Source organism: Metabacillus sp. SLBN-84, assembly GCF_053629595.1.
Map to the genome: position 1 here is coordinate 2,038,685 of NZ_JBRJIP010000001.1, position 24,358 is coordinate 2,063,042.

The following is a 24,358-nucleotide window of genomic DNA, read 5'->3' on the forward strand; positions in this document are numbered from 1 at the left end:
ATGCGGTCAGCATATAATTAATTCGACTTCGAGATATATTACTTAAAGATAAAAATCGAACCGAAATGAGGAGAGACCGGAATGTCAAATGTAAAATTAGCCGTCATCTACTACAGTTCTACAGGTACAAATTACAAGCTTGCTTCATGGGCTGAAGAGGGAGCAAAGGAAGCGGGAGCAGAAGTAAAAGTGTTAAAAGTTCCTGAACTGGCTCCGCAGTCTGCGATTGAGTCCAATGAAGCATGGAAAGCGCATCTCGAAGCTACTCAGCATGTACCTGAAGTTACGCTTGACGATCTTGAATGGGCAGATGCCATCATCTTCAGCGTTCCGACCCGGTTTGGAAACGTACCTGCTCAAATGAAGCAGTTTCTTGATACAACTGGAGGACTATGGTTCCAGGGGAAGCTTGCTAATAAAGTAGTAAGTGCAATGGCATCGGCAAGTAATCCTCATGGCGGTCAGGAAGCAACCATCTTAAGCCTTTATACAACGATGTACCATTGGGGTGCAATTGTTGCTGCTCCGGGATACACAGACCAGGTTCTGTTCGAGGCTGGAGGAAATCCGTACGGCACTTCTGTTACAGCAGATCAGGACGGGAATTTAAAAGAGAATGTTGAACCGGCCGTTAAGCATCAGGCTAAGCGGACAGTTATGGTAGCTGATTCTATTAAAAAAGGAATGCAATAATTTTCAAAAATAAGGGGTTTGGCGTGCAGCCAGACCCTGTCATCATGGAAGGGGACACATCATGAAACATCTTTTTGAAAAAGGAAAGAACCGAAACAGAACTCTTCTGCTGCTTCACGGCACTGGCGGAGATGAAAATGATCTTATTCCGCTCGCCAAACATATTGATTCTGATGCAAATATACTCAGTGTAAGGGGAAACGTGCTCGAAAATGGCATGCCGAGGTTTTTTAAAAGACTGGCAGAAGGTGTATTTGATGAAGAAGATTTGATTTTCAGAACGAACGAACTGAATGCCTTTTTATCTGAAGCAGCAGAAACATATTCATTTGACCGTGCAGAAGTAACAGCAATCGGGTATTCGAATGGGGCAAATATAGCAGGGAGCCTGTTATTTCACTTTGAAAAGCCGTTAAAAGCTGCGATCCTCCATCATCCGATGGTGCCAAGACGTGGCGTAGCCATTCCTGAACTGAATGATATGCCAATTTTTATCGGGGCAGGCATGAACGATCCGATCTGCCGTCCTGAAGAAACAGAAGAGCTTTCGGATCTCTTGAAAGGTGCAGGGGGAAATGTCTTGGTGCACTGGGAAAACCACGGCCATCAGCTGACATCTTCTGAGGTGGAAGCAGCGGCTGCATGGTATAAGGAAAACTTGAAATGAAAAATGCCTGGATTCAAACAGAATCCAGGCATTTTTTCTTGTTACTGAGCCGTATAACCGCCATCAAGAAGCACGGCCTGTCCGGTCACGCCTTTCGCTTTATCACTTGCCAGGAAGACGGCATAATCGGCAATTTCATCAACTGAAAGCAGACGTTTTTGAGGAACGAGAGGGTAGATGACTTCTTCCAGCACCTTTTCCAGTTCCACGTTTCTTGTTTTGGCAAGATCCTGAAGCTGGTTGCGTACGAGAGGAGTGTCAACATATCCTGGGCAAAGGGCATTGACGGTAATGCCATCTGCAGCTCCTTCAAGCGCTGAAACCTTTGTAAGTCCGATGACTCCGTGTTTGGCTGAGTTGTAGGCAGCTTTTCCGGCAAATCCGATGACTCCGTTAATGGATGCCATGTTAATGATGCGTCCGTATTTTTGTTTTTTCATATGCGGAAAAACATGCTTTGTAGCAAGAAACGGTGCCGTCAGCATAATTTTGATCAACAGCTCAAATTTTTCTGTAGGGAATTCCTCAATTGGTGATACATATTGAAGACCTGCATTATTAATAAGGATGTGAAATGCGCCAAAATGGGCAACGGTGTCATCAATAGCCTTTTTGATTTCGTCTTCGTTTGTCACATCACATTTCAGGCCGAGTGTTTCATAGCCTTTTTGCGCAAGCTGTTCGGCCGCTTTTTTTACGCCTTCTTCATTTACATCTGTTAAAACAACTTTTGCTCCGTTTTCAGCAAATCGCTCGCCAACCTCATAGCCGATTCCCTGTGCAGCTCCTGTAATAAATACAACTTTATCCTTTAACATAGTCAACCGCTCCTTTATTCTTTAATATAATCCCATGGATGCAAGTGCAATTGCTGCAATGACAGCTATGATCGGAATGATTAGTCCTACTACGGCAACATCCAGGTAGGTTTGTTTGTGTTTGAGTCCTGTAACCGCAAGGAGTGTAAGCAGAGCTCCATTATGCGGAAGGATTGAGGCGCCGGAAGCAACTGCTGCAACCCTGTGAAAAGCTTCAGGGGAAATACCTGTGCTTTTGGCAAGTTCCATATATTGACTTCCCAGAGCCTCAAGAGCAATTCCCATTCCTCCGGAGGCTGAACCGGTTATACTGGCCAAAAGCTGAACGGCAATTGCCTCTGAAATAAGCGGATTCCCTTTCACTCCAAGAATTAGATCAGTAAGCTGTTCAAAGCTCGGTACAGCTGTCACTACTGCTCCGAAACCAACTGCAGCGCTTGTGTTGACAATGGCCATCACAGAACCTGCAGCTCCGCCGTTAATTGATTTGATAAACATCTTAAATTTAGTAATGGAAAGAAGCATGATGGATAAAATCCCAATGACAAGTGCAAGCAGAATATCCAATTTAAACACATTCAGAACGACTACAACAACAATCAGGGGGATAATCGAAAGATAGGCGTTTGGAAGCTGTGACGGATCAATGTCCTTTACTTCGTCGCCGCCATTGGGCTCTGTAAATTTCTCACCTTTGTTTTGGAGCTTTTTGCCTCGCCAGGCTAAATAGAAATAGCCTCCCGCAGCCATGATGAGACCGGAAACAATCCCCATAATCGGACCTGCGGTCGGAGTTGTGCCGAAATAATCGGTTGGAATGATATTTTGAATCTGCGGTGTTCCCGGCAGGGCAGTCATCGTAAAGGTAAATGCACCTAACACAATCGTTGCAGGTATCAGGTTTCTGGACACATCTGCAGAACGGAAAAGGGCGATTGCAAGCGGGTAGATGGCAAAAACGACGACAAACAGACTGACACCGCCGTATGTAAGAACGGCTGCTCCGACTAAAACGCCTAACACAGCTCGTTTCTTTCCGATGAACTGCGTGATTTTAAAGGCGACAGACTGCGCCATGCCGGTTTCTTCCATCAGTTTTCCGAATATAGCCCCAAGCAGGAAAATAGGAAACCATTTAAAGGTAAAATCGACAAACCCTTTCATATACGTTTCCGTATAGGCAGGAAGCAGGTCAACTCCTTCAAGGCCGGCTACAACTAAAGCAATAAGCGGCGCAATCCAGATGATGGACCAGCCAAGATAGGCAAGCGCCATCAGCAAAACCAATCCGATGATGATGTTTATCATGCTGCATTAGCTCCTTAAGTAGATTTATCTGACCTTACTTTCCCCAAAAGAAGCTGAAAAAAACGAAAAACCGGCAAGTTTTTATAACCGCCGGTCTTTTCCTTATAAAAATGTGCTTAGTTCATCAATGCTGATTCGCGAGCTTTGGTGAGCTGGCTTAGCTGCTTTTCCGATTGTAATCAGCATAACAGGAACGTAACGATCCTCAATTTTAAATGTTTCTGAAAGCTGAGATGCATTAAAGCCTCCGATAGCACAAGTGTCATACCCTTTTGCTTTAGCCGTCAGCATGAGCTGCATGGCTGCAAGAGACGCGTTGCTGAACGCTGCATCGCGTGCGAATACAGGATTTTGATATGCTCCGTGAATCTGCCCTGCCAATGTATCTTTAATTTCTTCTTTCATGAAACCTGCTGATACAAGAGGATTATATACTTTATCTGTGTTTTTGTTTGCTTCAAGGTCGCCGAGAATGGCAACTACAGCAGACGCTTCTGTGATCTGGCTTTGATTGTATGCAATTGGAAGAAGTCTTTCTTTCGATTCATCGCTGTGGAAAACCATGAACTTCCAGTGCTGCAGGTTCCATGCAGATGGAGCTTTTCCCGTCAGTTCCAGAATTTCTTTTAACTCGTCCTTGCTGATTTTTGCGGATGGATCATATTTGCGCACAGAACTGCGTTCAGACATAATAGATAAGATGCTTTCAGTTGTTGCTGCTGTCATGTGAAAAACCTCCAAAGTTGAATAAGTATTTTAAATAAGGTATAATATACAAAAAGTTACAAACTAACTTTTAGTAAGTGTTGATAGTAAAATCATAATATGGTGATGAATAGATGTCAAGAAATAAGCTGGTAAAGGAGATTCGCTATGGAATCTAACTTGTGCCCAAAAATGGAAAAAGCTTTCGGTTTTTTAGGCAAGCGGTGGACAGGCTTAATTGTCCACGTGCTGCTTGACGGACCTAAACGGTTTAAAGATCTGACAGATACTATTCCTAGTATTAGTCAAAAAATGCTTGTTGAAAGGCTGAAAGAACTGGAATCGGCTGGCATTGTCGAGAGAGTTGTCATCCCCGATACTCCTGTAAAAGTGACATATAAGCTCACAGAAATGGGCTATTCTCTTGAAAAGGTTATGGATGAGGTAAAAGAATGGGCGGATAAATACTGTCTTGGGGAGGAAATGAAATGAGCCGAACTGTTATCATTACCGGTGGAGCAAATGGAATTGGCGAGGAGCTTGTCAGGCAATATGCAGAAAAAGGAGACCGCGTTTTTCTGGCAGATTTTGACGCAGCAAAAGGGAAAGCCATTTCCGACAGCTCTGATAACATTCACTTTGTTCAAACAGATGTCAGAAAGATTGAAGATATTCAGATACTGGTGAAAACGGCTGTCCGTGAAACCGGCAAAATCGATATCCTTATAAACAATGCCGGTGTCTCCCGTTTTAAGCCATTTTACGAATTAACCATTGAAGACTGGGATGATGTGCTGAATACAAATTTAAGAAGTGTTTTTCTCGCTTCTCAGGAAGCTGCCAGAGTGATGAAAAAAAATGAAGCTGGCGGGTTTATTGTGAACATAGCATCGACAAGAGCGCAAATGTCTGAGCCGAATTCAGAGGCATATGCAGCGACAAAAGGAGGCATCGTGGCCATTACTCATGCGCTTGCCGCCTCGCTTGGCGATGACCGTATCAAAGTAAACTGCATCTCACCCGGCTGGATTGAGACAAAGGAATACGATCAGCTGAGATCTGTTGACCACGAGCAGCATTTATCTAAAAGGGTAGGAAAGCCTGCGGATATTGCGAAAGCCTGCTTTTATCTGACAGACCCCGAAAATGATTTCGTCACAGGAGCAAACCTGGTGGTCGACGGGGGCATGACCCGAAAAATGATCTATGAGCATTAAGGGACTGTGTTAAACAGTCTTTTTTTTATGTTCTTTTATAGAGAGTGAAATTGAAGGACTCTGTTTGCAATCAAGCAGGGCGGGTAATAGATAAGAAAAAATAACAGAAAGGAATGAAGAATATGCCATGGACAAAAGAGGATTATCCTCAATCAATGAAAAATTTACCCGCAAAGACGCGTGATAAAGCAATTGAAATTGGAAATGCACTGGTAGATGACGGGTACGATGAGGGCCGCGCCATACCGATTGCCGTGTCGCAGGCTGAAAAATGGGCTGACGGCAGCAGTTCGGATAATAGCAATTCAAAAGAAGAATATCATGTTGTTTCAGACGAACAAGGATGGATGGTTAAAAAAGAAGGCAGCAAGAGGGCAAGCTACAGATTTGACACCAAGCAGGAAGCTGTTGAAAAAGGCAGGGAGCTTGTTAAGAACAACGACTGTTCATTGGTTGTACACAAAATGGACGGCTCTGTTGAAAACACCGTAAACAGCAGATGATTATTTTCGTTTTTTTAAGACATGCGCCCACTCCAAAACCTTTTAGGTGAATACCCTTATAAGGTAAGCAATAAAGAGGAGGGGAATGCATGTACCCGTACTATCCAGCCAGAGGCTACCGAGGCGGAGGCAACAGAGGACCATTCTTTTTTGGATTTGGAGCGCCGCTTGTAGGAGGATTGCTAGGAGGATTTCTTGGCAGTGCCTTGTTTAACTATCCTAGACCCTATTATTATCCGCCACCGCCGCCGCCATTTTATGGAGGATACCCAGGACCGGGCGGCTATCCAGGCTATCCGGGAGGACCTTACCCGGGAGGGCCATACTGACGAAATCGATTCTGCAGATAAATAATGGACCAGAGAGCCTGTATTCTCTGGTCCATTATTGTGCAGTGATTTTAGTTTTCTGGCACAACATCAATTTCCGACATTTGAAGATCTTCATTTTTTTGCAGACGGATCTCCAGAACACCGTTTTTGTAGGAGGCTTTTGTGCCTTTTCTCCTGACAAGTGACGGCAGGATAATTTTCTCCTGCTTTCCATTCTCCGGGTAGTTCATAATAAAGAGCTGATTGCTGTTGTGCTGTATTCTGAGGGTTGAAGCCTGTTCTTCAGATGCGCTGATTTTTACAAAAATGTGATCGTTCGTTTCAAACAGTTCAGGCTTCCGGGAGACAGTCTGCTGTGTTTTTGCCGGCGCTACATTGCCCTGATAGGGAAATTGAGTTTGAAATCCTTCGCCAAAAACGTTGCCCATAATGGTTTGAATATAATCCTCCACATTTTTCGGGTTCATGTTTTTAAAGGCATCCGGCATCTGTCCGTCTGACTGATTGAAGGGGAATTTCTTATTCCAGGGAAACATGCTTGTCACGCCCTTTTTTGCAGGTATAGTTCACTATATGAATGATTCAGGGCAACGGTTAAGATTTTTTTCTTGTCGCAATCCTTGTTTCAGGATTATAATGGGCATGTTGCTTGTAAAGGAAGGTGCTGTAAAAATGAAGCAAAAACAATATGATGCATACCACACAGGCTTGATGCATACGGCACTCGCCTATTTTTTATGGGGGATTCTCCCTGTTTACTGGAAGCTGATTGAGCATGTTGGATCTGAGGAAATTCTGGCACACCGTGTTTTCTGGTCGTTCTTGTTCATGATGTTCCTCATTCAGATGAAAAAGCAGTGGGGACAGCTCGCAGATGTGATCAAACGCATGCTGAGAAAACCGCTCCTGCTCCTGTCTCTCGTTCTTTCGTCTGTACTGATCAGCATAAACTGGTATCTCTATATTTGGGCTGTGAACCACAACCATATTCTTGAAACGAGCCTCGGTTATTATATTAATCCTTTAATAAGCGTCCTCCTCGGAATGATTTTCCTGAAAGAGCGACTGAATAAGTGGCAATATGCTTCATTTGGCCTTGCAGCGGCAGGAGTGCTGTTTATGACGCTTCAGTACGGGAAGTTTCCATTTGTTGCTATTGTACTCGCTTTAAGTTTTGGTTTTTACGGCCTGACGAAAAAAGTAACCAAGCTTGATGCGTCGATCGGGCTTACACTTGAAACAATGATGGTGATGCCGGCAGCTCTGATCTATATTTTCTCGATTGCGGCAAAAGGCAATTCAGCCTTTTTTGACTGGTCGCCTGCAACAAATGCCTTTTTAATTGGAGCGGGCATCGTCACGGCTGTTCCGCTTTTGCTGTTTGCAAAAGGAGCACAGCACATTCCTTTATTCATGGTCGGTATTCTGCAGTATATCGCCCCGACAATTACACTGCTTCTCGGGGTGCTTGTTTACAATGAATCATTTTCTGGAACGGAAATGATTACTTTCTCACTCATTTGGTCTGCGCTTGTTCTGTTCTCTTTTTCACACGTGAAGGGAAGCGCATGGAAATGGAAGAAAAAGAAAACAATGGGATTGTAGGAAAGCCTGCCCTTGTGCGAGGCTTTTTTCTTTCATTGAAATGATTTTTAGGTATACAATAAGACATGCAGGAAGGGTTGAAGAAGATGAGTTTTGACAGAAGCTTGCTTGAAGCATACAGAAACCTTTGGTCAAACCGGAGTCTTGAGGCGTCATCAGACGAAATGAAGACTCTTTGTGACGCCATTGAAAGAGACCTTAAGGATGAACACACTCATCCCAGGCTCCGCAAAAAGCCGGAGCAGAAATTCTTTTCTGCTATGAAGCGCATTTCAGCATCCGGACTCAGTGATCAGGAGAAAATCGCCCTGATGGACCTGCATGTAAAAGTAGCAGAAGAACGGATAGTACTTACATAAAGGAGCAATCACATGGTCCCAATTTCCAAAGAAGATATTCAGAAATACCTGGATGTTTTAGTAAACAAAGAAGTTTATGTGCATCTTGAAACAACAACCGGCGCATATTCTGCCCATATGAATGAAAATAACATGACGGTCGTTGCTTTTATCCGAAATGCAAAAGTCTCGTTTAACCAGGCAAAAATTACAGGACAGGGCCCATACCGGGTCGGACTTAAAATGGATAATGGCTGGATTTATGCAGAAGGCCTGACAGACTGGGTATACAATGAAAACAATCAGCTGCTGATGGCTGGGCATGACCGCGACGGAAAGCTTGCCATCGCGCTTCAGATCAGCGAAACACCGTTTGCTGAGTAGAAGGAGAGAAGAAAAGATGAGAGAACATGTATTAGTTGTCCTGCCTCATCCCGATGATGAATCATTCGGCGTAGGGGGATTAATGTCGTTAAAACGAAAAGAAGGAATTCCGGTTACTTATGCTTGTGCAACACTCGGGCAAATGGGCCGGAATATGGGAAGTCCTCTCTTTGCCAACAGAGAAGTGCTGCCAGAGATCCGCAAAAAAGAATTGAAGGATGCATGTGATGCACTCAATGTGCAGGATTTAAGAATGCTTGGCCTTCGCGATAAAACGCTTGAATTTGAAGATATTGACACTTTTGCTGATATCATTGAAAACATTATCGATGAAGTAAAACCGACGCTTGTTGTGACATTTTATCCCGGTCATGGGGTTCATCCGGATCATGATGCAACTGGGGAAGCAGTCATTCATGCCCTGAAGAGAAAGCCGATTGAAGAAAGGCCGGAAACTTACTGCATCGCCATAACCCGCAACCGTACGGAGGTTCTTGGCGAGCATGATGTGACAATCGATATTACAAGTGTTGCTGACATGAAGCTGAACGCGCTGCGTGCTCACCGCAGCCAGACAGAGGGTATGCTGAAGCAAATGGAAGAGAAATTCAAAAACAAAGATCCTGAAGTTTCACAATGGATTGAGAAGGAAATCTTCTGGACATATAAATGGAATGACTAAAAACGAGTGCGGATTTCATTCCGCACTCGTTTTTCTGTACTTAGAATTTCAGAGTTTTCCCGTCCTCCGGCACAAAAACAGTGCTGCTGAGGTTTTTCTCTGTAATCAAACGGTTAAGCTCTCTTCGGGATAAAAGGCAGTGATTTAAAGACTCCATGTGCGAAACGACGATCTCAGCCTGAGGAGCTGCTTCCTTAACGGTAAAAATGTCCTCAGCTGTCATTGTAATCGGACCGCCTTCAAGGAACCTCGCTGCGCCACCGTTTACAACCACAACATCCGGCTGATGGAGATCAAGCGCTTCTTCAACCTCGCTGCACCAGACTGTATCTCCGGCAACATATAATGTCGGCTCTTTATCATTTTTAAAGACAATCCCCGAAACGGGTCCTGTCATTTTGGTGATGTCTCCTCTTCCGTGCTGTCCTGATGTCCGTATCAGCCTGATGCCTTCGAAAAGCTGAACATCATCAAACGCTGAACAATCAGTAAAGCCATATTTACGGATTTCTTCTGCATCTTCCGTACTCTGCGCGAGAATGGTCATGTCTTTAGACAAAGCTTCCGCAGCAGCTTGATCAAAATGATCAGGGTGCAAATGTGTAACAATAACGGCATCGGCTTGAGTGAGTTCTTCAACCGGTACAGGAAGATCAACAAGCGGATTTCTCACATCCTGATTTGGTGTGTCAGGGAACGGCGGCATTGCATGTTTTTCTGCGAAAAATGGGTCAATCAAAAAGGTTTTACCCGCATATTGGACTTTTAAAGTGGCGTTTCGTATTTGCTGAATGTACATTGTGTTCCTCCTTCTCAACTTTTCTTTCTTAGTATAAAATACATGCAGAAGGTAATACATAGATGAAATCAAGTCTTAAAGCCATTTGGCTTGATTATTGAAAGGATGTTTGCCGCATGCCGGATGCAACAGACCTTAAGATTATTGAGGAGCTAAGAAATAACGGAAGAATGACCATGAAAGAACTGGGCAAAAAAGTCCATTTGACTGGTCAGGCAGCATCAGCCAGAGTACTCAAGCTTGAAGAAGAGGGCATTATTGAAGGGTATACCATCAATGTAAATGACCAGAAAACAGGAAAAATGATTCATGCATTTATCAATGTTTTCACAAGAAACCATAACCATAAACCTCTGCTTGAGTTTATAGAAAAAAAGAATGTCGCCAAGCTGTATAAAATAAGCGGGGAAAGCTGTTACTTAATTGAATGCAAGTTCGATAAAAATGAGGACCTGGATGAATTTTTAAATGACTTGAATTTATATGCGAACTATAAACTTTCAATCGTCATCAGGTCCAGCTGATAAAAATGGTTTCCTGAAGATAGACAAAAACCCCCGGTGCACCCGGGGGTTTTGTTTTTTGTATAAGAGCTGTAATGTTCAGCCCCGCTGTCTTTTACCATAAACTCTGTTTTGAATGAACCATAGTCTGGCGGAGAGTGCTGCAGCAGCAGCTGCAAGTCCCGCAATCAGTCCAATCCAGTATCCGAAAGCCATGAAATCTGTGTTGTTTGCAAGGTAGTATCCCGTTGGCAGCCCTATCACCCAGTAAGAGACAAGAGCCATGATAAGCGTGACATTTACATCTTTATATCCCCTCAAGGCTCCCTGAATTGGAGCAGCAATCGCATCAGAAAGCTGAAAGAAGATGGCGTAGATTAAAAACTGCGCAGACAGGCCAACGACAATCCCGTCATTTGTGTAAATTCCGGCAATTTCACTTCTGAAGAAGTAGATGACTGCTGCTGTAAGCAATGACAGGATAACAGCAAGCACAATCCCGAGGTAACTGTATATTTTTGCATCTTTATAGCGTTTGGCGCCAACCTCAAACCCGACTACAATGGTAAGGGCCATTGAGATGCTGAGCGGCAGCATATACAGAAGGGAGGCAAAATTAATAGCGATTTGGTGAGAAGCAATGGTCACCGTGTCATAGTTGCTCATGAGCAGAGTGACAGCAGCGAAAATGCTTGTTTCAAAGAAAATCGCAATGCCGATAGGGATCCCGATTTTAAGCAGATCGAGCCATGCCTTGACAGAAGCCTTATACCACCTGCTGAAAATGCCGTAGTCTGCAAAGGGAACTTTTTTATAAACGACATAAACCGAGATCAGCATAATCGACCAGTACGTTATCGCTGATGCTACCCCTGCCCCCACACCTCCGAGAGCGGGAAATCCAAATTTACCGAAGATAAGCAGATAGTTAAAAACAACATTAATAGGAAGGGAAAGCAGAGTAATAAACATAGAGACTCTCGTAAAGCCAAGTGCGTCTATGAAGCAGCGCAGAACATTATATGAAAAAAGAGGAAGTATTCCAAAAGCCAGCGCTGCAAGATAGTACTTGGCTGTTTCCCGGACATGGTTTTCCAGGTTCATGGAATTCAGAATCGGATCAAGAGCAAAGAATCCCGCTATTGCAACTGCCGAGGCAAGGAGAACCGACAAATAGAGGCCCTGAATGACCGTGAAAGGAATTTTATCCTTTTGTTTGGCTCCTGCATACTGAGAGACGATAGGAGTGACAGCAAGCAAGATTCCGCTCAGTCCTGTATATACCGGAACCCATACGCTTGAACCGATTGCAACGCCTGCAAGATCTCCCGGGCTGACCTTTCCGGACATCGTCGTATCAAAAAAATTCATCGAATAAAGCGCTACTTGTGTAATTAAAATTGGAAGAAGAATATGGAAGAACTGTTTGCTTTTATCCCATAACGTATATGTTTGTTTCATGGCTGCTTTCTCCGTTTCTGTAGAGTAACGAAAGAATTATACCACGAAAAGAGAATGGCAAGTCACTATTTCGGTTTCTGTTCCACCTCTTTTTTTTGCGGCTTAAACATTTGATAGTAGAAGAAACTTAAAATGACAATACCCATTCCAGAGAACAAATATTGAACGATTTTCATTACAGTCACTATAGACCCTCCCAGAAAATTTTTATTAGTATTAACCGTTTTTGGGAATTTCTTGCATGAGATGACTCTTCGTTTCAAACACTAAAAAAGATTTGCCGGAGAGGAGAGTGCGGAGTGGAACAAGAACCGCTGGACCCGATTAAAAATCATATTTATCATCAGCTTGGCATGATCATAAAAGAATCAGAGCAGCTTATGTCATCGCTGCATGTGAAAAATTATTGCCTTCTTTGCGAACTCGATGAGCTGCATAAAACCTTCCAGCAGCTGCAGGCACAGGCATCGTCCTATTATCTACAGGCCTACTTGTCAGCATACACGCCGCACTATGAGGTGCTTTCCAAAGTCATCCAGGAGCTTGCAAAGCACAAGCACGGCGGATTAATCGTAATTGAACGGGAAAATCCGCTGCAGGGGCTTCTCCAAAACGGAGTTCAGATAAATGCAGAGCTCACAGCGTCACTTCTTGAGAGCATTTTTTATCCCGGAAATCCTCTTCATGACGGGGCAGTGCTTATTTCGGGCACAAGGATCGTTTCAGCAGCAAATGTGCTCCCTCTATCCATTAAAAATTCCGGAACAAAGATTGGGACAAGACACCGTGCGGCAATCGGCATAACAGAAAAAACAGATGCCATCGCTTTAGTTGTATCAGAGGAAACGGGGAAAATGTCCTTTGCGATTGACGGGGGGCTGTATCCGTTCAGCTCGGATTAAGGCTTTTCTTTTTTCAGAAAAAAGCATATAATATAGTTTTTAATTGACGAGCTTTGCCTTTATTCTTTGATTGAACTTTCATCATAGTAAGACAGCGCTCTTCAAAATTTGAGGAGGAGAATAGACATGAAAGACAGCAGCAAATCCCGTTCACTCCTGAATGATTACTTCAAGCTTGATGAACGGAATACATCCGTTAAGACGGAATTTCTGGCAGCTTTGACTACTTTTATGACTGTCAGTTATATCATTTTAGTCAACCCGATTATTCTGTCAGAAGCGGGGATGCCGAAAGAGGCAGCACTTGCGGGTACCATTTTGGCTATCGTCTTAACAACAATGCTCATGGGTCTATGGGCTAATTTGCCGATCGTCATCGGCCCGGGGATGGGGCTCAACGCCTTTTTTACATACACGGTGGTGCTTGGACAGGGCCTGTCGTGGGAAACAGCACTTGGCGCTGTGTTTATATCGGGACTCGTTTTCTTTTTGCTTTCGGTTACCGGGGTAAGTTCTAAAGTCGTTTCGGCTATCCCAAAAACGCTAAAAGCATCGATAACAGCCGGAATCGGCCTTTTTGTCGCGTTTATAGGCCTGAAAAACGGAGGAATTATTGTACCTGATGAATCTACTTATGTTGCACTGGGAAACATCGCGGATAAAGGTACATGGCTTTCACTTCTTGGACTTATTCTCGCTGCCGCTCTCGTTTCGAGAAACATTAAAGGCGGTTTGATCTTGAGCATTTTTGTCATTACCATTCTTTCAATGGCAACCGGCCACTCGCCTGTTCCGGCATCAGCTGGCGACATTTTTTCGACGGACTGGCCCTCTGTTGAACTGACGTTTTTAAAGCTCGATATTATGGCAGCCATCGGATACGGCATTTTCTCTGTCATTTTTTCATTCACGATTGTTGAACTTTTTGACACGCTCGCTACGTTAATCGGGCTGACGAAAAAAGCCGATCTGAACGATGAAAACGGTGAAACACCGCATATGAAGCGTGCCCTTACAACTGGTGCACTCGGCACAATGATAAGCGCCGTTTTCGGCAGCACAGCCATGAACACCTATATTGAAAATGCGACCGGAATCGCTGAAGGCGGAAGAACGGGTCTGAAAGCAGTCTTTGCCGCGCTGCTGTTTTTGCTGACACTGCTGTTCACACCGCTTATTCAGTTCATTCCAAATGCGGCAACTGCTCCTGTACTTGTCATCATCGGTGCCTTCATGCTGACAGAGCTAAAGGAAATTCGCTTTGATGATCTGACAGAATTGATACCTGCATTTTTAACAATTATTATGATGCCTCTTACATTCAGCATCGCAGAAGGGGTGGCTTTCGGATTTATTTCCTATACGCTGCTTAAAGTATTTACAGGCAGGGTGAGAGAGCTTCACTGGATGATGTATGTCATTACGGCTGCGTTCCTAATCAACTTTTATACAATGATTTAAAGGAGACCGAATAAGGTCTCTTTTTTTCGTATGAAAAGCAGCTTTTTTCGTGTGGCGAAATAAATCAGCCGGTGCTATAGTATAGATAGAGAAAATTCAGCTGGTTCAGCTAAGAAAACGGGGACAATATGATGTGGAAAAATAAAAATGTCTGGATTGTGCTCAGCGGGGAGTTCGTTGCCGGACTTGGACTTTGGTTCGGAATTATTGGAAACCTTGAATTCATGCAGAAAAATGTGCCATCCGACTTTATGAAATCGCTTATTCTGTTTACTGGTCTGCTTGCCGGAGTGCTGGTCGGTCCTTTGGCGGGAAGGCTGATTGACAGCTGTTCAAAAAAAACGGTGCTGATCTACTCCGGACTTGGGCGAATGGTAAGTGTCGTGTTTATGTTTATCGCAATCGGGCTTGATTCTCTTTTGTTTATGGTTCTGTTTATGATCAGCATTCAGCTGTCGGCTGCTTTTTATTTTCCTGCTTTGCAGGCTGTTATTCCGATTATCGTCAAGGATCAGGATCTGATACAGATGAACGGGGTGCATATGAACGTTGCGACCATTGCAAGGGTCATTGGAACGGCACTGGCAGGGGCACTGCTCGTCTTTATGAGTTTAACATCCATCTATGCTCTTTCTATGGCTGCCTATGCCATACTATTCGGAGCAACGTTCCTGCTTGATTTCGAGGAAGAGAAAAAAGAAAAGAACGGTACGGGAAGTTCGGGTTCCTTCAGAGAAGTGCTTCCGGTGCTGAAGGCCGCGCCTATAGCGATCACAGCGCTTGTCCTGACAATCATTCCAGTGTTATTTATCGGCGGTTTTAATCTAATGGTCATCAACATCAGCGAACTGCAGGACAGTACATCCATTAAAGGACTGCTGTATACGGTAGAGGGGATTGCTTTTATGATCGGCGCTTTTTTCGTGAAGAAAATTACGCACCTCTTTTCATCTGTTCACATGCTGTTTGTCTTTGCGCTCATCATCTCCATTGCTCATTTAAGTTTATTTTTCAGCGATATCATGTGGATGTCACTTGTTTCGTTTGGGGTATTCGGACTTGGTGTCGGCTGTTTCTTCCCGATTGTTTCAACCATCTTTCAGACAAAAATACCAAAAGAGTATCATGGACGCTTCTTTTCATTCAGGAATATGCTCGACCGGGTCATGTTTCAGATCGTATTGCTCGGTACTGGGCTGTTTCTTGATACGATTGGACTGCAATTTATGGTCCTTATATTCGGCACGCTCTCGCTCCTGCTCGTCATTTTGTACGGTATGAAGTATTTTCAGAGAAACGAGATTGCTGGTTTAAGTGAAAGCAAGTAAAAAGAGAGGGGATACCTCTCTTTTTTTTTCGGTTTATTTATTTCTGCATTTTTTGCAGACTGTTACCTTCTGCCCGTCCTGAAGGCTCGGGTAAAGGAGCTTTATACGCTGTGTTCCGCATACAGGACACGTTCCTCTGGCCCGTGATGCCATTCTCCATAAAGTCTTGCCTCTTGATCTTTTCGCCATCCAAAACACCCTGTTTCCTTTTAAATAGTATATGTACTTGAGACAGAAGGTGCTCCAGGGAAAAAAGCATCAGTATGTCATTTTACGGGGATTTTTCGGGATAAAATTGACATTTTCCGTCGTAAAAAGTAAGAAAATCATACTATTTTTAGAAATTTGTAGTAATTAATGCCCTAATCTATTAAAATAGTGAAGTAAGAAAAAAGGAGGTACATAGCAGAAGATGAAAAAGAAGATTCTCGGGTTGACTGCTTCAGCTGTCATAGGCTCAGGCCTCATTGGTTCTGCAGCTTCAGCAGCAAGTGTAACCATACAAAAAGGCGATTCGCTGTGGAAATTGTCACGTGACTATAAAACAACGATTCAAACAATTAAACAAACAAATAAATTAACGAGTGAAGTGATTTACCCTGGACAAGTCCTTCAAATCTCAGGTGCTCAAAATGCAAAACCGTCAGCCCCAAAACCTGCATCAGTAAAAAAGCCAGCGTCTGCCGCTGCATACACTGTGAAGTCAGGTGATTCACTCTGGGTTATTGCGTCAAAACATAAAGTATCGGTAAATGAACTAAAAAGCTGGAACAGCCTTAAATCAGATTTGATCCGGCCGGGTCAGGTTTTAAAAGTCAGCAAAGCATCATCAGCACCTGCACCGCAAGCTCCTGTGCAAAGTCCAAAACCAGCAGCCCAGACACCTCAAACGTCTACATATAAGGTTCAGCTTGGCGACTATCTTGGGAAAATTGCGAATAAGTTTGATTTAACGGTCTCTGAACTGAAAGCAATGAATAATCTGAAATCTGATACCATATATGCAGGACAGGTTCTCAAAGTTAAAGGTTCAGGAGCACAGCCGCCTAAAGAAGTGGAAGAAACAAAGCCATCTGCAAGCAGTAAAATAGATACAATGATTGCCGAAGCTAAAAAACACATCGGAGTTCCGTACCGCTGGGGCGGAAATACCCCGTCAGGTTTTGACTGCAGCGGCTATATGTACTATGTACTGAACAAAGTAACGTCCGTATCCCGCTTGAGCACTGCAGGCTACTGGGATATTATGACGTCTGTAAGCTCTCCGCAAAAAGGTGACTTCGTTTATTTCACTACTTATAAAGCAGGTCCATCCCATATGGGGATCTACCTTGGCAATGGTGAATTTATTCACGCAAGCTCATCGGGTGTAACGGTTTCGAAGATGGACAACTCCTACTGGAAAGCAAGGTACCTGGGAGCTAAAAGATATTTGAAATAAGAAGCCGCTGTGGTTCATGAAATCCGTTCCTTTTAAAAGAGGGAGCGGATTTTTTGTTTTTATTAATGTGATGTTTACAAAAGATGTTATATTTATGCATTTCAGCAATAAATTATGACCCTTCAGTATGGGGGAGAGTGTGTGAAGGGTCAAAAGCAGCCGTGATATGACCCTTTAGCATGGGGGAGAGCGAGTGAAGGGTCATAAGCAGCCGTGATATGACCCTTCAACATGAAAGAGAGTGAGTGAAAGGTCATAAATAGCCGTGATATGACCCTTTAGCATGAGGGAGAGCGAGTGAAGGGTCATAAGCAGCCGTGATATGACCCTTCAATATGGAAGAGAGTGAGTGAAAGGTCATAAGCAGCCGTGATATGACCCTTCAGTATGAAAGAGAGCGAGTGAAAGGTCATAAGCAGGCGATACATAACCCTCCAGCATAAAAGAAGCCATACAAAAGGTTCTCTCTATAACCCCGCACATCTCCAAAAAGAAAAAGCAAACACTTATGTTCACATAATCACTTCCTCCGTTTTAAATTTCCTCCATTATGCACAACCTACTAGAGAATTTTTGAAATGGAGGCTGAATCATGAAAAAACATATTGTATCAGCGGTTATACTGTCTGCTGTCACGGCGCTTAGCGGCTGCACAGCTTCAAGTGAAGAGTCAGCACCGGCGAGCGGGAGTGCTGCTGCTCCGGTTACAGCAGAAATGATTAACAGCGAGGGAATTAAAATTGGAACGGCTGTATTTACTGACACGGGAAAAGGCGTATCAATCAGGCTGAAGGCCGAAGGGCTGCCGCCCGGCATAAAAGCCATTCATATCCATGAAACCGGAAAGTGCGATAAACCGGATTTTAAAACTGCAGGAGGACATTTTAATCCGAAGAAAAAACAGCATGGATTCGATAATCCGAAAGGTTATCATGCAGGGGATCTTCCTAACATTGAAGTTAACGAGAAGGGGAAGGTGGATGTGGAACTGCAGACTGCAGATGTTACCTTGGTGCAGGGGAAAAAGAATTCCCTGCTTGATGAGGATGGAAGTTCGCTGATTATCCACGAGTCGAAAGACGATTATCAGACGGATCCGGCTGGAAATGCAGGAAACCGGATTGCCTGCGGAGCTATCGTGAACTGAATACAAAAAAGCTGATGAGAAAAAGTTCTCATCAGCTTTTGATTATTCTTCTTTTTCATCAGGACCCATGTAGCGGTACTGATTAGGATCAACTTTTTTAAAGCCTTCAGGAGTGTGGAAACGGAGAAGGTCACCGTAGACGATTTTATCTGAGATCGTCAGCTTTTTGTCTACCATTTCTTCCGTTTGTTTAATTTCTTCGTTCTCTTTTACAAGATCTCCTGTTTTTGTATCATAAAACTTGCCGTCAACAGAAGTGAATTCAGGAGTAACGAAATCACCGTTCCTGAACGGTACTACTTGCTGGTGGTCTTTTGACATCAAGTCTGTACCCATTTGGATATAGTCTTTTGTATCAACGCCAAGCAAGTTCAGAACAGTAGGACGAATATCAACTGTGCCGCCAAATTGGTGCTGCTGTCCGCCTTTTAAGCCAGGGGCATGAATGAAGAGCGGAACTCTCTGCAGCTGAGCGTGCTCAAAGCCGTTGATTTCTTTTCCCATTACTTGAGACATCGCTTTGTTATGATTTTCTGAAATTCCGTAGTGGTCACCGTACATGACGATCATTGTATTGTCATACATACCTGATTTCTTCAGGTCTTCAAAGAACTGCTGAAGAGATTCATCCATGTAGCGTGCCGTCTGGAAGTAGCGGTCAACTGACCCGTCTCCGGTTGTATGAGGGTCAATGGTAGCCTCATCTTCTTCAATCGGATAAGGGAAATGGTTCGTTAATGAAATGAACTTCGTGTAAAACGGCTGCTCCATTGATTTTAGGAGCGGAATGGACTCTTCAAAGAATGGTTTGTCTTTTAATCCGTAGTTCACAACATCTTCTTCTTTCATTGAGTAATACTCAGCGTCGAAGAATTGTTCATATCCCAGTGATTTATACATGACATCGCGATTCCAGAACGATTTGTAGTTGCCGTGGAATACGCCGGTTGAATAACCCTTTTGATCCATGATTGCCGGTGCTGCCTGATACGTGTTTTCAGCTTTTGTTGTAAAAACAGCTCCCTGCGGAAGAGGGTATAATGAGTTTTCTACCATAAACTCGGCGTCAGATGTTTTACCCTGGCCGGTTTGATGGAAGAAGTTATCAAAGTAAAGAGTATTTTTGTCTTTCGTCAGTGAGTTTAAGAACGGCGTTACTTCTTCGCCGTTAATTTTATAATCGATCGCAAAAGTCTGCAGCGATTCAAGTGAAATATAGATGACGTTCATGCCTTCAGCTTTGCCGAAATATTCAGGGTTTGGCTTGGCCTGTGTTGCTTTCGTATAGTTCAGTACTTCTGTAACGTCATTGCTGTCAGCAAGTGCGCGCTGAGCGGAAGACTTAGAACTTTGAATCGCATCATAAATTGTGTAGTTGTACATTCCAAGGTATTTCACAAGGTAGTTTCGGTCAAAAGTGCGTGTCAGCAATTGTGGACGGTCCATTTCAGCAAGAGCAAGATTTGCTCCGAACAGAACAAAAGCTGAAACGATCACGGTCGCTACTCTTTTGCCTTTCATTCGAACATTTTCAGGCTTAACAAATTTCCCGAATACTAGAACCATCAAAATGACAACATCCAGGAAGTACAGGACATCATATGGTTTAACAAGAGCTCCAAGACTTTGTCCAAGGTCGCCTGCATTCTTCGTCTGCGTCAAAGTTGGAACCGTAATAAAGTCATTAAAGAAACGGTAGTAGACAAGGTTCGCATATAAAAGGAAGGACATAAGGAAATCAATAATGATGATCCAGATAAACGCCTTTTTTCCTTTTGCAAAAAGTGCTAATCCAAGAAACAGCACAGCAGAGCTGATCGGGTTAACAAACAGCAGAAATTGCTGAATGGCATTATCAATGCCTAATGAAAATTCAGTTTGATAAGCAGCATAGGTTTTAATCCACAGCAGGACTACAGCGAAAATAAAAAAGCCAAGATGCTTATTTAAAAAACCCTTAGCAAATAATTTGTTCAATTTTTTTCACCTCTAGTAATCAAGTACTATCATTTTTAAAAATCGTTAGCAGTCGGTTTGAAAATGTTGAATTTGTTCAGCAAAAGATAAGAAAAATCATAACGCATTCCCTGTATAAAAGTCAACTTTCTTATAATTCAATCAATCTGAAATTCTATCATGTTTTATTTCAAAAATGTTTATAAATCATACATAAAGTCATACTGTGCAGCCAATAGTAAGCAGGGGAGTGATGGTGTATGAAAATGGCTTTTTTCGCTTTGCTGATTGCGCTGACTCAGCAGCCCGATCATGACAGTCTGATGATCAAAGACCAGACGGAGAGTATCGGGACAATTTCAAAGGAAGATCTGGCGCAGCTTACTGAAGAAATGTACATAATGGACGATGAAAAAATAAATCAGCTGTCAACGCGAATTGACAACGTGATGTACAAGCCCCCTGTAAATGCCCATCTAAGTAAATCAGGCGCGATTATACAGGAAAAAAAAGGCTACAGGCTGCACAAAGAAAAATTTCGTGAACTTTTATATTCCTTTTTTTACGGGAAAGGGCCGATGACGGTCCAGGCGCCAAAAATGGATTTATACCCCAGGGTGGACAGTGATCTTTTAAAAAGCATCCGTTCAGCACGGATCGGCAGCTATGCTACTTTTTTTAACAAACGAAATGTACAAAGATCAACAAACATAATCCTTGCTGCAGACGCCATTAATAATACAGTTGTTTTTCCGGGAGAAACCTTCTCGTTTAATGGTGTTGTAGGGAACAGAACGGCTGCAAAAGGCTATATGAAAGCTCCGATTATCATTAGAGGCGAGCTTGCGGAAGGAATTGGCGGCGGAATCTGCCAGGTTTCTTCTACCTTATTTAATGCGACAGACAATGCAGGCCTAAAAATAATTGAACGGTTTTCCCATTCCAGAAATGTTCCCTATGTGCCTAAGGGAAGGGATGCGACGGTCAGCTGGTATGGTCCTGATTTCAAGTTCACCAACAAGTACAGCGAGCCTGTTCTCATCATGGCTGCTGTTTACAGCTCAAGTGTGACGGTGACGATTTATTCCACAAAGGAAGTGCTCTACGAAAAGAGTGCAGAAAGGAAGAAGTAACGATTTGCGGCGGTTGATTTTGCCGGTCTGAAAAAGATGCTTCTGAAAGAATATGCCTGGACATATAGTTAGAAGACTCTTTTCTTAGGCAAGGTGATGCTTATCACACAGAAGATAGCCGCCATTATAATAGGAAGTTTGCTGATCGGCATAGGCATTAACGGGTTTCTTGTCCCTCACCATCTGATTGACGGCGGTGTGGATGGTGCGGCGCTTATTATGCATTATTACTTTGATTTTAAGACTGGATTATGCATTTTATTGTTCAGCATTCCGCTATGCATGTATGCCTGGTTTTATAAGCCGGCGTATTTTTACAGCAGCTTTCATGGTTTGCTCGTTTCCGCGTTCTTTATTGATCTGCTTGATCCTCTGAGGACGTCTTTTGATCTGCCAATCTTTTTAAGTTCATTAATAGGCGGATGCGTTATAGGAATAGGAATCGGGATTATGCTCAGAAATGATACAAGCACCGGGGGGACAGATCTGCTTGCACGGCTGATTTCAGACTATACTAGCTTAAATATCGGCATCGCAATCCTTTTAGTAGACGGGCTTGTCGTTCTTGCGGGATATAAAACACTGGAATTGAGGAGTTTTGTTTTTTCCTGTATAACCATCGCTGTGGTTGGGCTTGTTACTTCGATTGTCATGAAGCCGGAAGAATAGCAGAAAGCAGGTCCTGAGGGATCTGTTTTTGTTTTCAGACAGTTCAAATGTTTGATTTTTAAAGACCGCTGCGGTAAATCTATTGAGAGGGATGCATTTTCTTCAGCATAAGCGAAATTACACCAGTGGGAGGAGCAGATGCAATGAAACTTAGTATATTAGACCAGTCACCCATTTCAGAAGGGTTTACAGCCAAAGATGCGCTTGCACAATCCCTTCACCTTGTAAAAGAGGCTGAAAAGCTGGGCTATTGCCGGTATTGGTTTGCAGAACATCACAACACGAGCGGTCTTGCAAGCACAGCGCCGGAAATTTTGATGGCACATGCTGCCTCTCATACGGAACGGATAAAAGTCGGATCCGGGGGTGTGCTGCTCCCTCAGTACAGTCCGCTGAAAGTAGCTGAAACGTTTCGTACTCTTGAAACGCTTTTTCCAAACAGGATTGACCTTGGCATTGGACGTTCTCCGGGAGGCTCGGCAGAAACACGTCTTGCACTGACAGACGGCCTTCGAAAGAGCATGAACGAATTTCCAAGACAGCTAAAGGACTTACGGGGTTACTTAAGCAACGGCCTGCCGGAGGATCATGCTTTTTCTGGTGTACAGGCGATGCCGGATCCGCTGTCGCCCTCTCCGGATTTATGGCTGCTCGGAATATCGCACAGAGGAGCCAGAGTGGCAGCTGAACACGGGATGGCTTTTACATACGGGCACTTTATCAACCCGGTCGGCGGGAAAAAAGCTATGGAAGATTACAGAAAGCAGTTTAAGCCAGTGGGCCATTTAAAAGAACCGAAGACAAATTTCTGCATTTTTGCAGTCTGTGCTGAATCTCAGGAGAAGGCAGAGTATCTGGCAAGCAGTCAGGATGCCTGGCTGCTCCAGGTTGAAAGCGGGGGAGACACAAGAATCATTTCTCCGGATCAAGCCCGAAAGATAACGTTTGATGAGGATCAAAAGAGCAAAATACGAATGAACCGCAAGCGAATGCTGATCGGCACTCCGGAAAGGATAAAGGAGGACCTTCTGCGGATAGCGGATGACTATAATACAGATGAAGCCCTTATCCTGACCAACATTTACGATTTCAAAGAAAAACGTGAGTCGTACAGGCTGCTTGCAGAAGCATTTCAAACCGGAAGCTGCCGACTGGAGTCGAATTAGTTTCTTTTATCCTTCTTCCTTGTTAAAATAGAAACCAATCACACGCGCTTACTTTTTGTAAGTTTCTATAAATTCGTCTTTAAGATGTACTAGAAGGAGGACTTTTTATGTCCAATACAAAAAAAGATGTAAAGCTTTCAATTCTGGATCTTGCTCCTGTTGTAGAAGGGAGCACGCCATCAGGTGCTTTTAAAAACACACTGGATCTTGCCCAGCACGCGGAGAAGTGGGGATATAACCGTTTCTGGCTGGCAGAGCATCATAATATGGAAGGAATCGCAAGCTCTGCAACTGCTGTGCTGATCGGCCATGTTGCCGGAGGAACCTCGACCATACGTGTTGGGTCAGGCGGGATTATGCTGCCGAATCATTCGCCTCTTGTCATCGCAGAGCAATTTGGAACGCTTGAATCGCTTTACCCTGGAAGAATTGATCTTGGGCTTGGACGGGCTCCGGGAACTGACCAGTTAACAGCACGGGCACTGCGTAGAGAAAACATGAGCAATGGGGAAGATTTCCCTGAACAGCTTGATGAATTAAGAGAATACTTTAATCCGACAGAGGCAGCTCATGTTAAAGCTGTGCCGGGAAAAGGCCTGAATGTGCCAATTTGGCTTTTGGGTTCAAGCGGCTTCAGCGCACAGCTTGCAGGGAGACTTGGCCTGCCGTTTGCTTTTGCCAGTCATTTTTCTCCAGAGCAAACGGTGCCCGCAATGAATTTGTATAGAAGCAGCTTCAGGCCGTCAGAAGTCCTTGACGAACCTTACGCAATGGTGGGCGCCAACATCATCGCTGCTGATACAGATGAAAGAGCAGCCTATCTGGCGACTTCCATGCAGCAGCAGTTTTTGAATCTTGTCCGCAATCGTCCCGGAAAAATGCAGCCGCCGGTTGAAAATATGGAAGAGCTGTGGACGCCATATGAAAAAGCTGCCATTCATCAGCAGCTTGGTTCATCCATTGTCGGCAGTGAAAGCACGGTAAAAGAGAAACTTGAAACATTCATAGAAGTAACCGGCGCAAACGAAATTATGGTCAATGCCTCTATTTACGACCATCACGAACGCCTGCGGTCATTCGAGATTGTATCCGGACTGTTTCGCTGAATAAGCTTTTTTGAAACGAGGGTGAAGGGGTCTT

The 24,358-nt window shown here is 43.8% G+C and carries 27 protein-coding genes; 20 read left to right on the forward strand and 7 right to left on the reverse strand.

Annotated elements, in window-relative coordinates; translation table 11 throughout:
- Positions 1–81 precede the first annotated feature (81 nt).
- Together wrbA and RKD52_RS10535 are read left to right on the forward strand one after the other, a co-directional pair.
- A complete protein-coding gene (gene wrbA / locus RKD52_RS10530) occupies positions 82–693 on the forward strand; it encodes an NAD(P)H:quinone oxidoreductase (protein WP_029566379.1) in 612 nt (203 codons plus the stop codon).
- A gap of 61 nt (positions 694–754) precedes the next feature.
- Positions 755–1,360, forward strand: coding sequence for an alpha/beta hydrolase (locus RKD52_RS10535; protein ID WP_454099681.1), 606 nt, complete (start codon positions 755–757; stop codon positions 1,358–1,360).
- Between the two features lie 41 nt (positions 1,361–1,401).
- Here RKD52_RS10535 and RKD52_RS10540 read toward each other — a convergent pair whose 3' ends face one another.
- The 3 genes from RKD52_RS10540 to RKD52_RS10550 form a co-directional block, all read right to left on the reverse strand.
- Positions 1,402–2,178 carry a 3-hydroxybutyrate dehydrogenase gene (locus RKD52_RS10540; protein ID WP_454099682.1) on the reverse strand — a complete coding sequence of 259 codons (777 nt, stop codon included), beginning with the start codon at positions 2,176–2,178 and terminating at the stop codon, positions 1,402–1,404.
- A 21-nt stretch (positions 2,179–2,199) separates the two neighbouring features.
- A complete protein-coding gene (locus RKD52_RS10545; RefSeq protein ID WP_454099683.1) occupies positions 2,200–3,486 on the reverse strand; it encodes a GntP family permease in 1,287 nt (428 codons plus the stop codon).
- Between the two features lie 102 nt (positions 3,487–3,588).
- Entirely contained in the window at positions 3,589–4,212 is a 624-nt protein-coding gene (locus tag RKD52_RS10550; RefSeq protein ID WP_454099684.1) for a nitroreductase family protein, read from the reverse strand.
- A gap of 147 nt (positions 4,213–4,359) precedes the next feature.
- Here RKD52_RS10550 and RKD52_RS10555 point away from each other — a divergent pair, with 147 nt between their 5' ends.
- From RKD52_RS10555 to RKD52_RS10570, 4 genes are all read left to right on the forward strand, one after another.
- Positions 4,360–4,683: a winged helix-turn-helix transcriptional regulator gene (locus tag RKD52_RS10555; protein ID WP_369733415.1), complete on the forward strand. Its 324-nt coding sequence runs from the start codon at positions 4,360–4,362 to the stop codon at positions 4,681–4,683.
- Positions 4,680–5,408, forward strand: a complete 729-nt coding sequence (locus RKD52_RS10560; RefSeq protein ID WP_454099685.1) for an SDR family NAD(P)-dependent oxidoreductase — start codon at positions 4,680–4,682, stop codon at positions 5,406–5,408. Before RKD52_RS10555 ends, RKD52_RS10560 begins: the two co-directional genes overlap by 4 nt.
- 122 nt (positions 5,409–5,530) lie before the next feature.
- The gene (locus RKD52_RS10565) at positions 5,531–5,911 is read left to right on the forward strand and encodes a DUF2188 domain-containing protein (RefSeq protein WP_454099686.1); all 381 of its coding nucleotides are present in this window, start codon (positions 5,531–5,533) and stop codon (positions 5,909–5,911) included.
- Positions 5,912–6,000: 89 nt separating this feature from the next.
- Positions 6,001–6,240, forward strand: coding sequence for a hypothetical protein (locus tag RKD52_RS10570; RefSeq protein WP_029280784.1), 240 nt, complete (start codon positions 6,001–6,003; stop codon positions 6,238–6,240).
- Positions 6,241–6,311: 71 nt separating this feature from the next.
- Here the strand turns inward: RKD52_RS10570 and RKD52_RS10575 are convergent, their stop codons facing one another.
- The gene (locus tag RKD52_RS10575; protein WP_454099687.1) at positions 6,312–6,779 is read right to left on the reverse strand and encodes a spore gernimation protein GerT; all 468 of its coding nucleotides are present in this window, start codon (positions 6,777–6,779) and stop codon (positions 6,312–6,314) included.
- Between the two features lie 106 nt (positions 6,780–6,885).
- Here RKD52_RS10575 and rarD point away from each other — a divergent pair, with 106 nt between their 5' ends.
- The 4 genes from rarD to bshB2 all read left to right on the forward strand — a co-directional run bounded on the left by rarD (position 6,886) and on the right by bshB2 (position 9,252).
- Positions 6,886–7,848 (forward strand): EamA family transporter RarD, encoded by a 963-nt coding sequence (rarD, locus tag RKD52_RS10580; protein ID WP_454099688.1) that lies wholly within the window; start codon positions 6,886–6,888, stop codon positions 7,846–7,848.
- Positions 7,849–7,934: 86 nt separating this feature from the next.
- Entirely contained in the window at positions 7,935–8,207 is a 273-nt protein-coding gene (locus RKD52_RS10585; protein ID WP_454099689.1) for a hypothetical protein, read from the forward strand.
- A gap of 12 nt (positions 8,208–8,219) precedes the next feature.
- On the forward strand, positions 8,220–8,570 hold the full coding sequence (locus tag RKD52_RS10590) for a YojF family protein (RefSeq protein WP_454099690.1): 351 nt from the start codon (positions 8,220–8,222) through the stop codon (positions 8,568–8,570).
- Between the two features lie 16 nt (positions 8,571–8,586).
- The gene (bshB2, locus tag RKD52_RS10595; protein WP_454099691.1) at positions 8,587–9,252 is read left to right on the forward strand and encodes a bacillithiol biosynthesis deacetylase BshB2; all 666 of its coding nucleotides are present in this window, start codon (positions 8,587–8,589) and stop codon (positions 9,250–9,252) included.
- A 40-nt stretch (positions 9,253–9,292) separates the two neighbouring features.
- Here the strand turns inward: bshB2 and RKD52_RS10600 are convergent, their stop codons facing one another.
- Positions 9,293–10,051 (reverse strand): MBL fold metallo-hydrolase, encoded by a 759-nt coding sequence (locus RKD52_RS10600; protein WP_454099692.1) that lies wholly within the window; start codon positions 10,049–10,051, stop codon positions 9,293–9,295.
- A 116-nt stretch (positions 10,052–10,167) separates the two neighbouring features.
- Here RKD52_RS10600 and RKD52_RS10605 point away from each other — a divergent pair, with 116 nt between their 5' ends.
- The gene (locus tag RKD52_RS10605) at positions 10,168–10,575 is read left to right on the forward strand and encodes an Lrp/AsnC family transcriptional regulator (protein WP_454099693.1); all 408 of its coding nucleotides are present in this window, start codon (positions 10,168–10,170) and stop codon (positions 10,573–10,575) included.
- A 78-nt stretch (positions 10,576–10,653) separates the two neighbouring features.
- Here the strand turns inward: RKD52_RS10605 and RKD52_RS10610 are convergent, their stop codons facing one another.
- On the reverse strand, positions 10,654–12,015 hold the full coding sequence (locus RKD52_RS10610) for an MATE family efflux transporter (protein WP_454099694.1): 1,362 nt from the start codon (positions 12,013–12,015) through the stop codon (positions 10,654–10,656).
- Positions 12,016–12,314: 299 nt separating this feature from the next.
- On the opposite strand from RKD52_RS10610, the gene cdaS reads away from it, so the two are divergent.
- From cdaS to RKD52_RS10635, 5 genes are all read left to right on the forward strand, one after another.
- The gene (gene cdaS, locus RKD52_RS10615; RefSeq protein ID WP_454099695.1) at positions 12,315–12,917 is read left to right on the forward strand and encodes a sporulation-specific diadenylate cyclase CdaS; all 603 of its coding nucleotides are present in this window, start codon (positions 12,315–12,317) and stop codon (positions 12,915–12,917) included.
- A 126-nt stretch (positions 12,918–13,043) separates the two neighbouring features.
- Positions 13,044–14,378 carry an NCS2 family permease gene (locus RKD52_RS10620; RefSeq protein WP_369733403.1) on the forward strand — a complete coding sequence of 445 codons (1,335 nt, stop codon included), beginning with the start codon at positions 13,044–13,046 and terminating at the stop codon, positions 14,376–14,378.
- A 131-nt stretch (positions 14,379–14,509) separates the two neighbouring features.
- Complete coding sequence (locus RKD52_RS10625; protein WP_454101193.1) at positions 14,510–15,706, forward strand: MFS transporter; 1,197 nt, start codon at positions 14,510–14,512, stop codon at positions 15,704–15,706.
- A gap of 412 nt (positions 15,707–16,118) precedes the next feature.
- Positions 16,119–17,147 (forward strand): LysM peptidoglycan-binding domain-containing protein, encoded by a 1,029-nt coding sequence (locus tag RKD52_RS10630; protein WP_454099696.1) that lies wholly within the window; start codon positions 16,119–16,121, stop codon positions 17,145–17,147.
- 592 nt (positions 17,148–17,739) lie between these two features.
- Positions 17,740–18,294 carry a superoxide dismutase family protein gene (locus RKD52_RS10635; protein ID WP_454099697.1) on the forward strand — a complete coding sequence of 185 codons (555 nt, stop codon included), beginning with the start codon at positions 17,740–17,742 and terminating at the stop codon, positions 18,292–18,294.
- A 42-nt stretch (positions 18,295–18,336) separates the two neighbouring features.
- On the opposite strand, the gene RKD52_RS10640 is transcribed toward RKD52_RS10635, so the two are convergent.
- Positions 18,337–20,271 carry an LTA synthase family protein gene (locus tag RKD52_RS10640; protein ID WP_454099698.1) on the reverse strand — a complete coding sequence of 645 codons (1,935 nt, stop codon included), beginning with the start codon at positions 20,269–20,271 and terminating at the stop codon, positions 18,337–18,339.
- 239 nt (positions 20,272–20,510) lie between these two features.
- On the opposite strand from RKD52_RS10640, the gene RKD52_RS10645 reads away from it, so the two are divergent.
- From RKD52_RS10645 to RKD52_RS10660, 4 genes are all read left to right on the forward strand, one after another.
- Positions 20,511–21,383, forward strand: a complete 873-nt coding sequence (locus RKD52_RS10645) for a VanW family protein (protein ID WP_454099699.1) — start codon at positions 20,511–20,513, stop codon at positions 21,381–21,383.
- A 96-nt stretch (positions 21,384–21,479) separates the two neighbouring features.
- Entirely contained in the window at positions 21,480–22,052 is a 573-nt protein-coding gene (locus RKD52_RS10650; protein WP_029566368.1) for a YitT family protein, read from the forward strand.
- Between the two features lie 143 nt (positions 22,053–22,195).
- Positions 22,196–23,218 carry an LLM class flavin-dependent oxidoreductase gene (locus RKD52_RS10655; protein WP_454099700.1) on the forward strand — a complete coding sequence of 341 codons (1,023 nt, stop codon included), beginning with the start codon at positions 22,196–22,198 and terminating at the stop codon, positions 23,216–23,218.
- Positions 23,219–23,325: 107 nt separating this feature from the next.
- Positions 23,326–24,324 (forward strand): LLM class flavin-dependent oxidoreductase, encoded by a 999-nt coding sequence (locus tag RKD52_RS10660; RefSeq protein WP_454099701.1) that lies wholly within the window; start codon positions 23,326–23,328, stop codon positions 24,322–24,324.
- Positions 24,325–24,358: the final 34 nt, after the last annotated feature.

Coding starts and splice junctions, on each gene's coding strand:
- RKD52_RS10600 (WP_454099692.1), bottom strand. CDS start 10,051: ATGTACATTCAGCAAATACGAAACGCCACTTTAAAAGTCCAATATGCG.
- RKD52_RS10610 (WP_454099694.1), bottom strand. CDS start 12,015: ATGAAACAAACATATACGTTATGGGATAAAAGCAAACAGTTCTTCCAT.
- RKD52_RS10635 (WP_454099697.1), top strand. CDS start 17,740: ATGAAAAAACATATTGTATCAGCGGTTATACTGTCTGCTGTCACGGCG.
- RKD52_RS10560 (WP_454099685.1), top strand. CDS start 4,680: ATGAGCCGAACTGTTATCATTACCGGTGGAGCAAATGGAATTGGCGAG.
- RKD52_RS10565 (WP_454099686.1), top strand. CDS start 5,531: ATGCCATGGACAAAAGAGGATTATCCTCAATCAATGAAAAATTTACCC.
- RKD52_RS10550 (WP_454099684.1), bottom strand. CDS start 4,212: ATGACAGCAGCAACAACTGAAAGCATCTTATCTATTATGTCTGAACGC.
- RKD52_RS10650 (WP_029566368.1), top strand. CDS start 21,480: ATGCTTATCACACAGAAGATAGCCGCCATTATAATAGGAAGTTTGCTG.
- RKD52_RS10540 (WP_454099682.1), bottom strand. CDS start 2,178: ATGTTAAAGGATAAAGTTGTATTTATTACAGGAGCTGCACAGGGAATC.
- RKD52_RS10645 (WP_454099699.1), top strand. CDS start 20,511: ATGAAAATGGCTTTTTTCGCTTTGCTGATTGCGCTGACTCAGCAGCCC.
- RKD52_RS10625 (WP_454101193.1), top strand. CDS start 14,510: ATGTGGAAAAATAAAAATGTCTGGATTGTGCTCAGCGGGGAGTTCGTT.
- RKD52_RS10655 (WP_454099700.1), top strand. CDS start 22,196: ATGAAACTTAGTATATTAGACCAGTCACCCATTTCAGAAGGGTTTACA.
- bshB2 (WP_454099691.1), top strand. CDS start 8,587: ATGAGAGAACATGTATTAGTTGTCCTGCCTCATCCCGATGATGAATCA.
- RKD52_RS10620 (WP_369733403.1), top strand. CDS start 13,044: ATGAAAGACAGCAGCAAATCCCGTTCACTCCTGAATGATTACTTCAAG.
- wrbA (WP_029566379.1), top strand. CDS start 82: ATGTCAAATGTAAAATTAGCCGTCATCTACTACAGTTCTACAGGTACA.
- RKD52_RS10660 (WP_454099701.1), top strand. CDS start 23,326: ATGTCCAATACAAAAAAAGATGTAAAGCTTTCAATTCTGGATCTTGCT.
- rarD (WP_454099688.1), top strand. CDS start 6,886: ATGTTGCTTGTAAAGGAAGGTGCTGTAAAAATGAAGCAAAAACAATAT.
- RKD52_RS10575 (WP_454099687.1), bottom strand. CDS start 6,779: ATGTTTCCCTGGAATAAGAAATTCCCCTTCAATCAGTCAGACGGACAG.
- RKD52_RS10585 (WP_454099689.1), top strand. CDS start 7,935: ATGAGTTTTGACAGAAGCTTGCTTGAAGCATACAGAAACCTTTGGTCA.
- RKD52_RS10570 (WP_029280784.1), top strand. CDS start 6,001: ATGTACCCGTACTATCCAGCCAGAGGCTACCGAGGCGGAGGCAACAGA.
- RKD52_RS10555 (WP_369733415.1), top strand. CDS start 4,360: ATGGAATCTAACTTGTGCCCAAAAATGGAAAAAGCTTTCGGTTTTTTA.
- RKD52_RS10545 (WP_454099683.1), bottom strand. CDS start 3,486: ATGATAAACATCATCATCGGATTGGTTTTGCTGATGGCGCTTGCCTAT.
- RKD52_RS10605 (WP_454099693.1), top strand. CDS start 10,168: ATGCCGGATGCAACAGACCTTAAGATTATTGAGGAGCTAAGAAATAAC.
- RKD52_RS10590 (WP_454099690.1), top strand. CDS start 8,220: ATGGTCCCAATTTCCAAAGAAGATATTCAGAAATACCTGGATGTTTTA.
- RKD52_RS10535 (WP_454099681.1), top strand. CDS start 755: ATGAAACATCTTTTTGAAAAAGGAAAGAACCGAAACAGAACTCTTCTG.
- RKD52_RS10630 (WP_454099696.1), top strand. CDS start 16,119: ATGAAAAAGAAGATTCTCGGGTTGACTGCTTCAGCTGTCATAGGCTCA.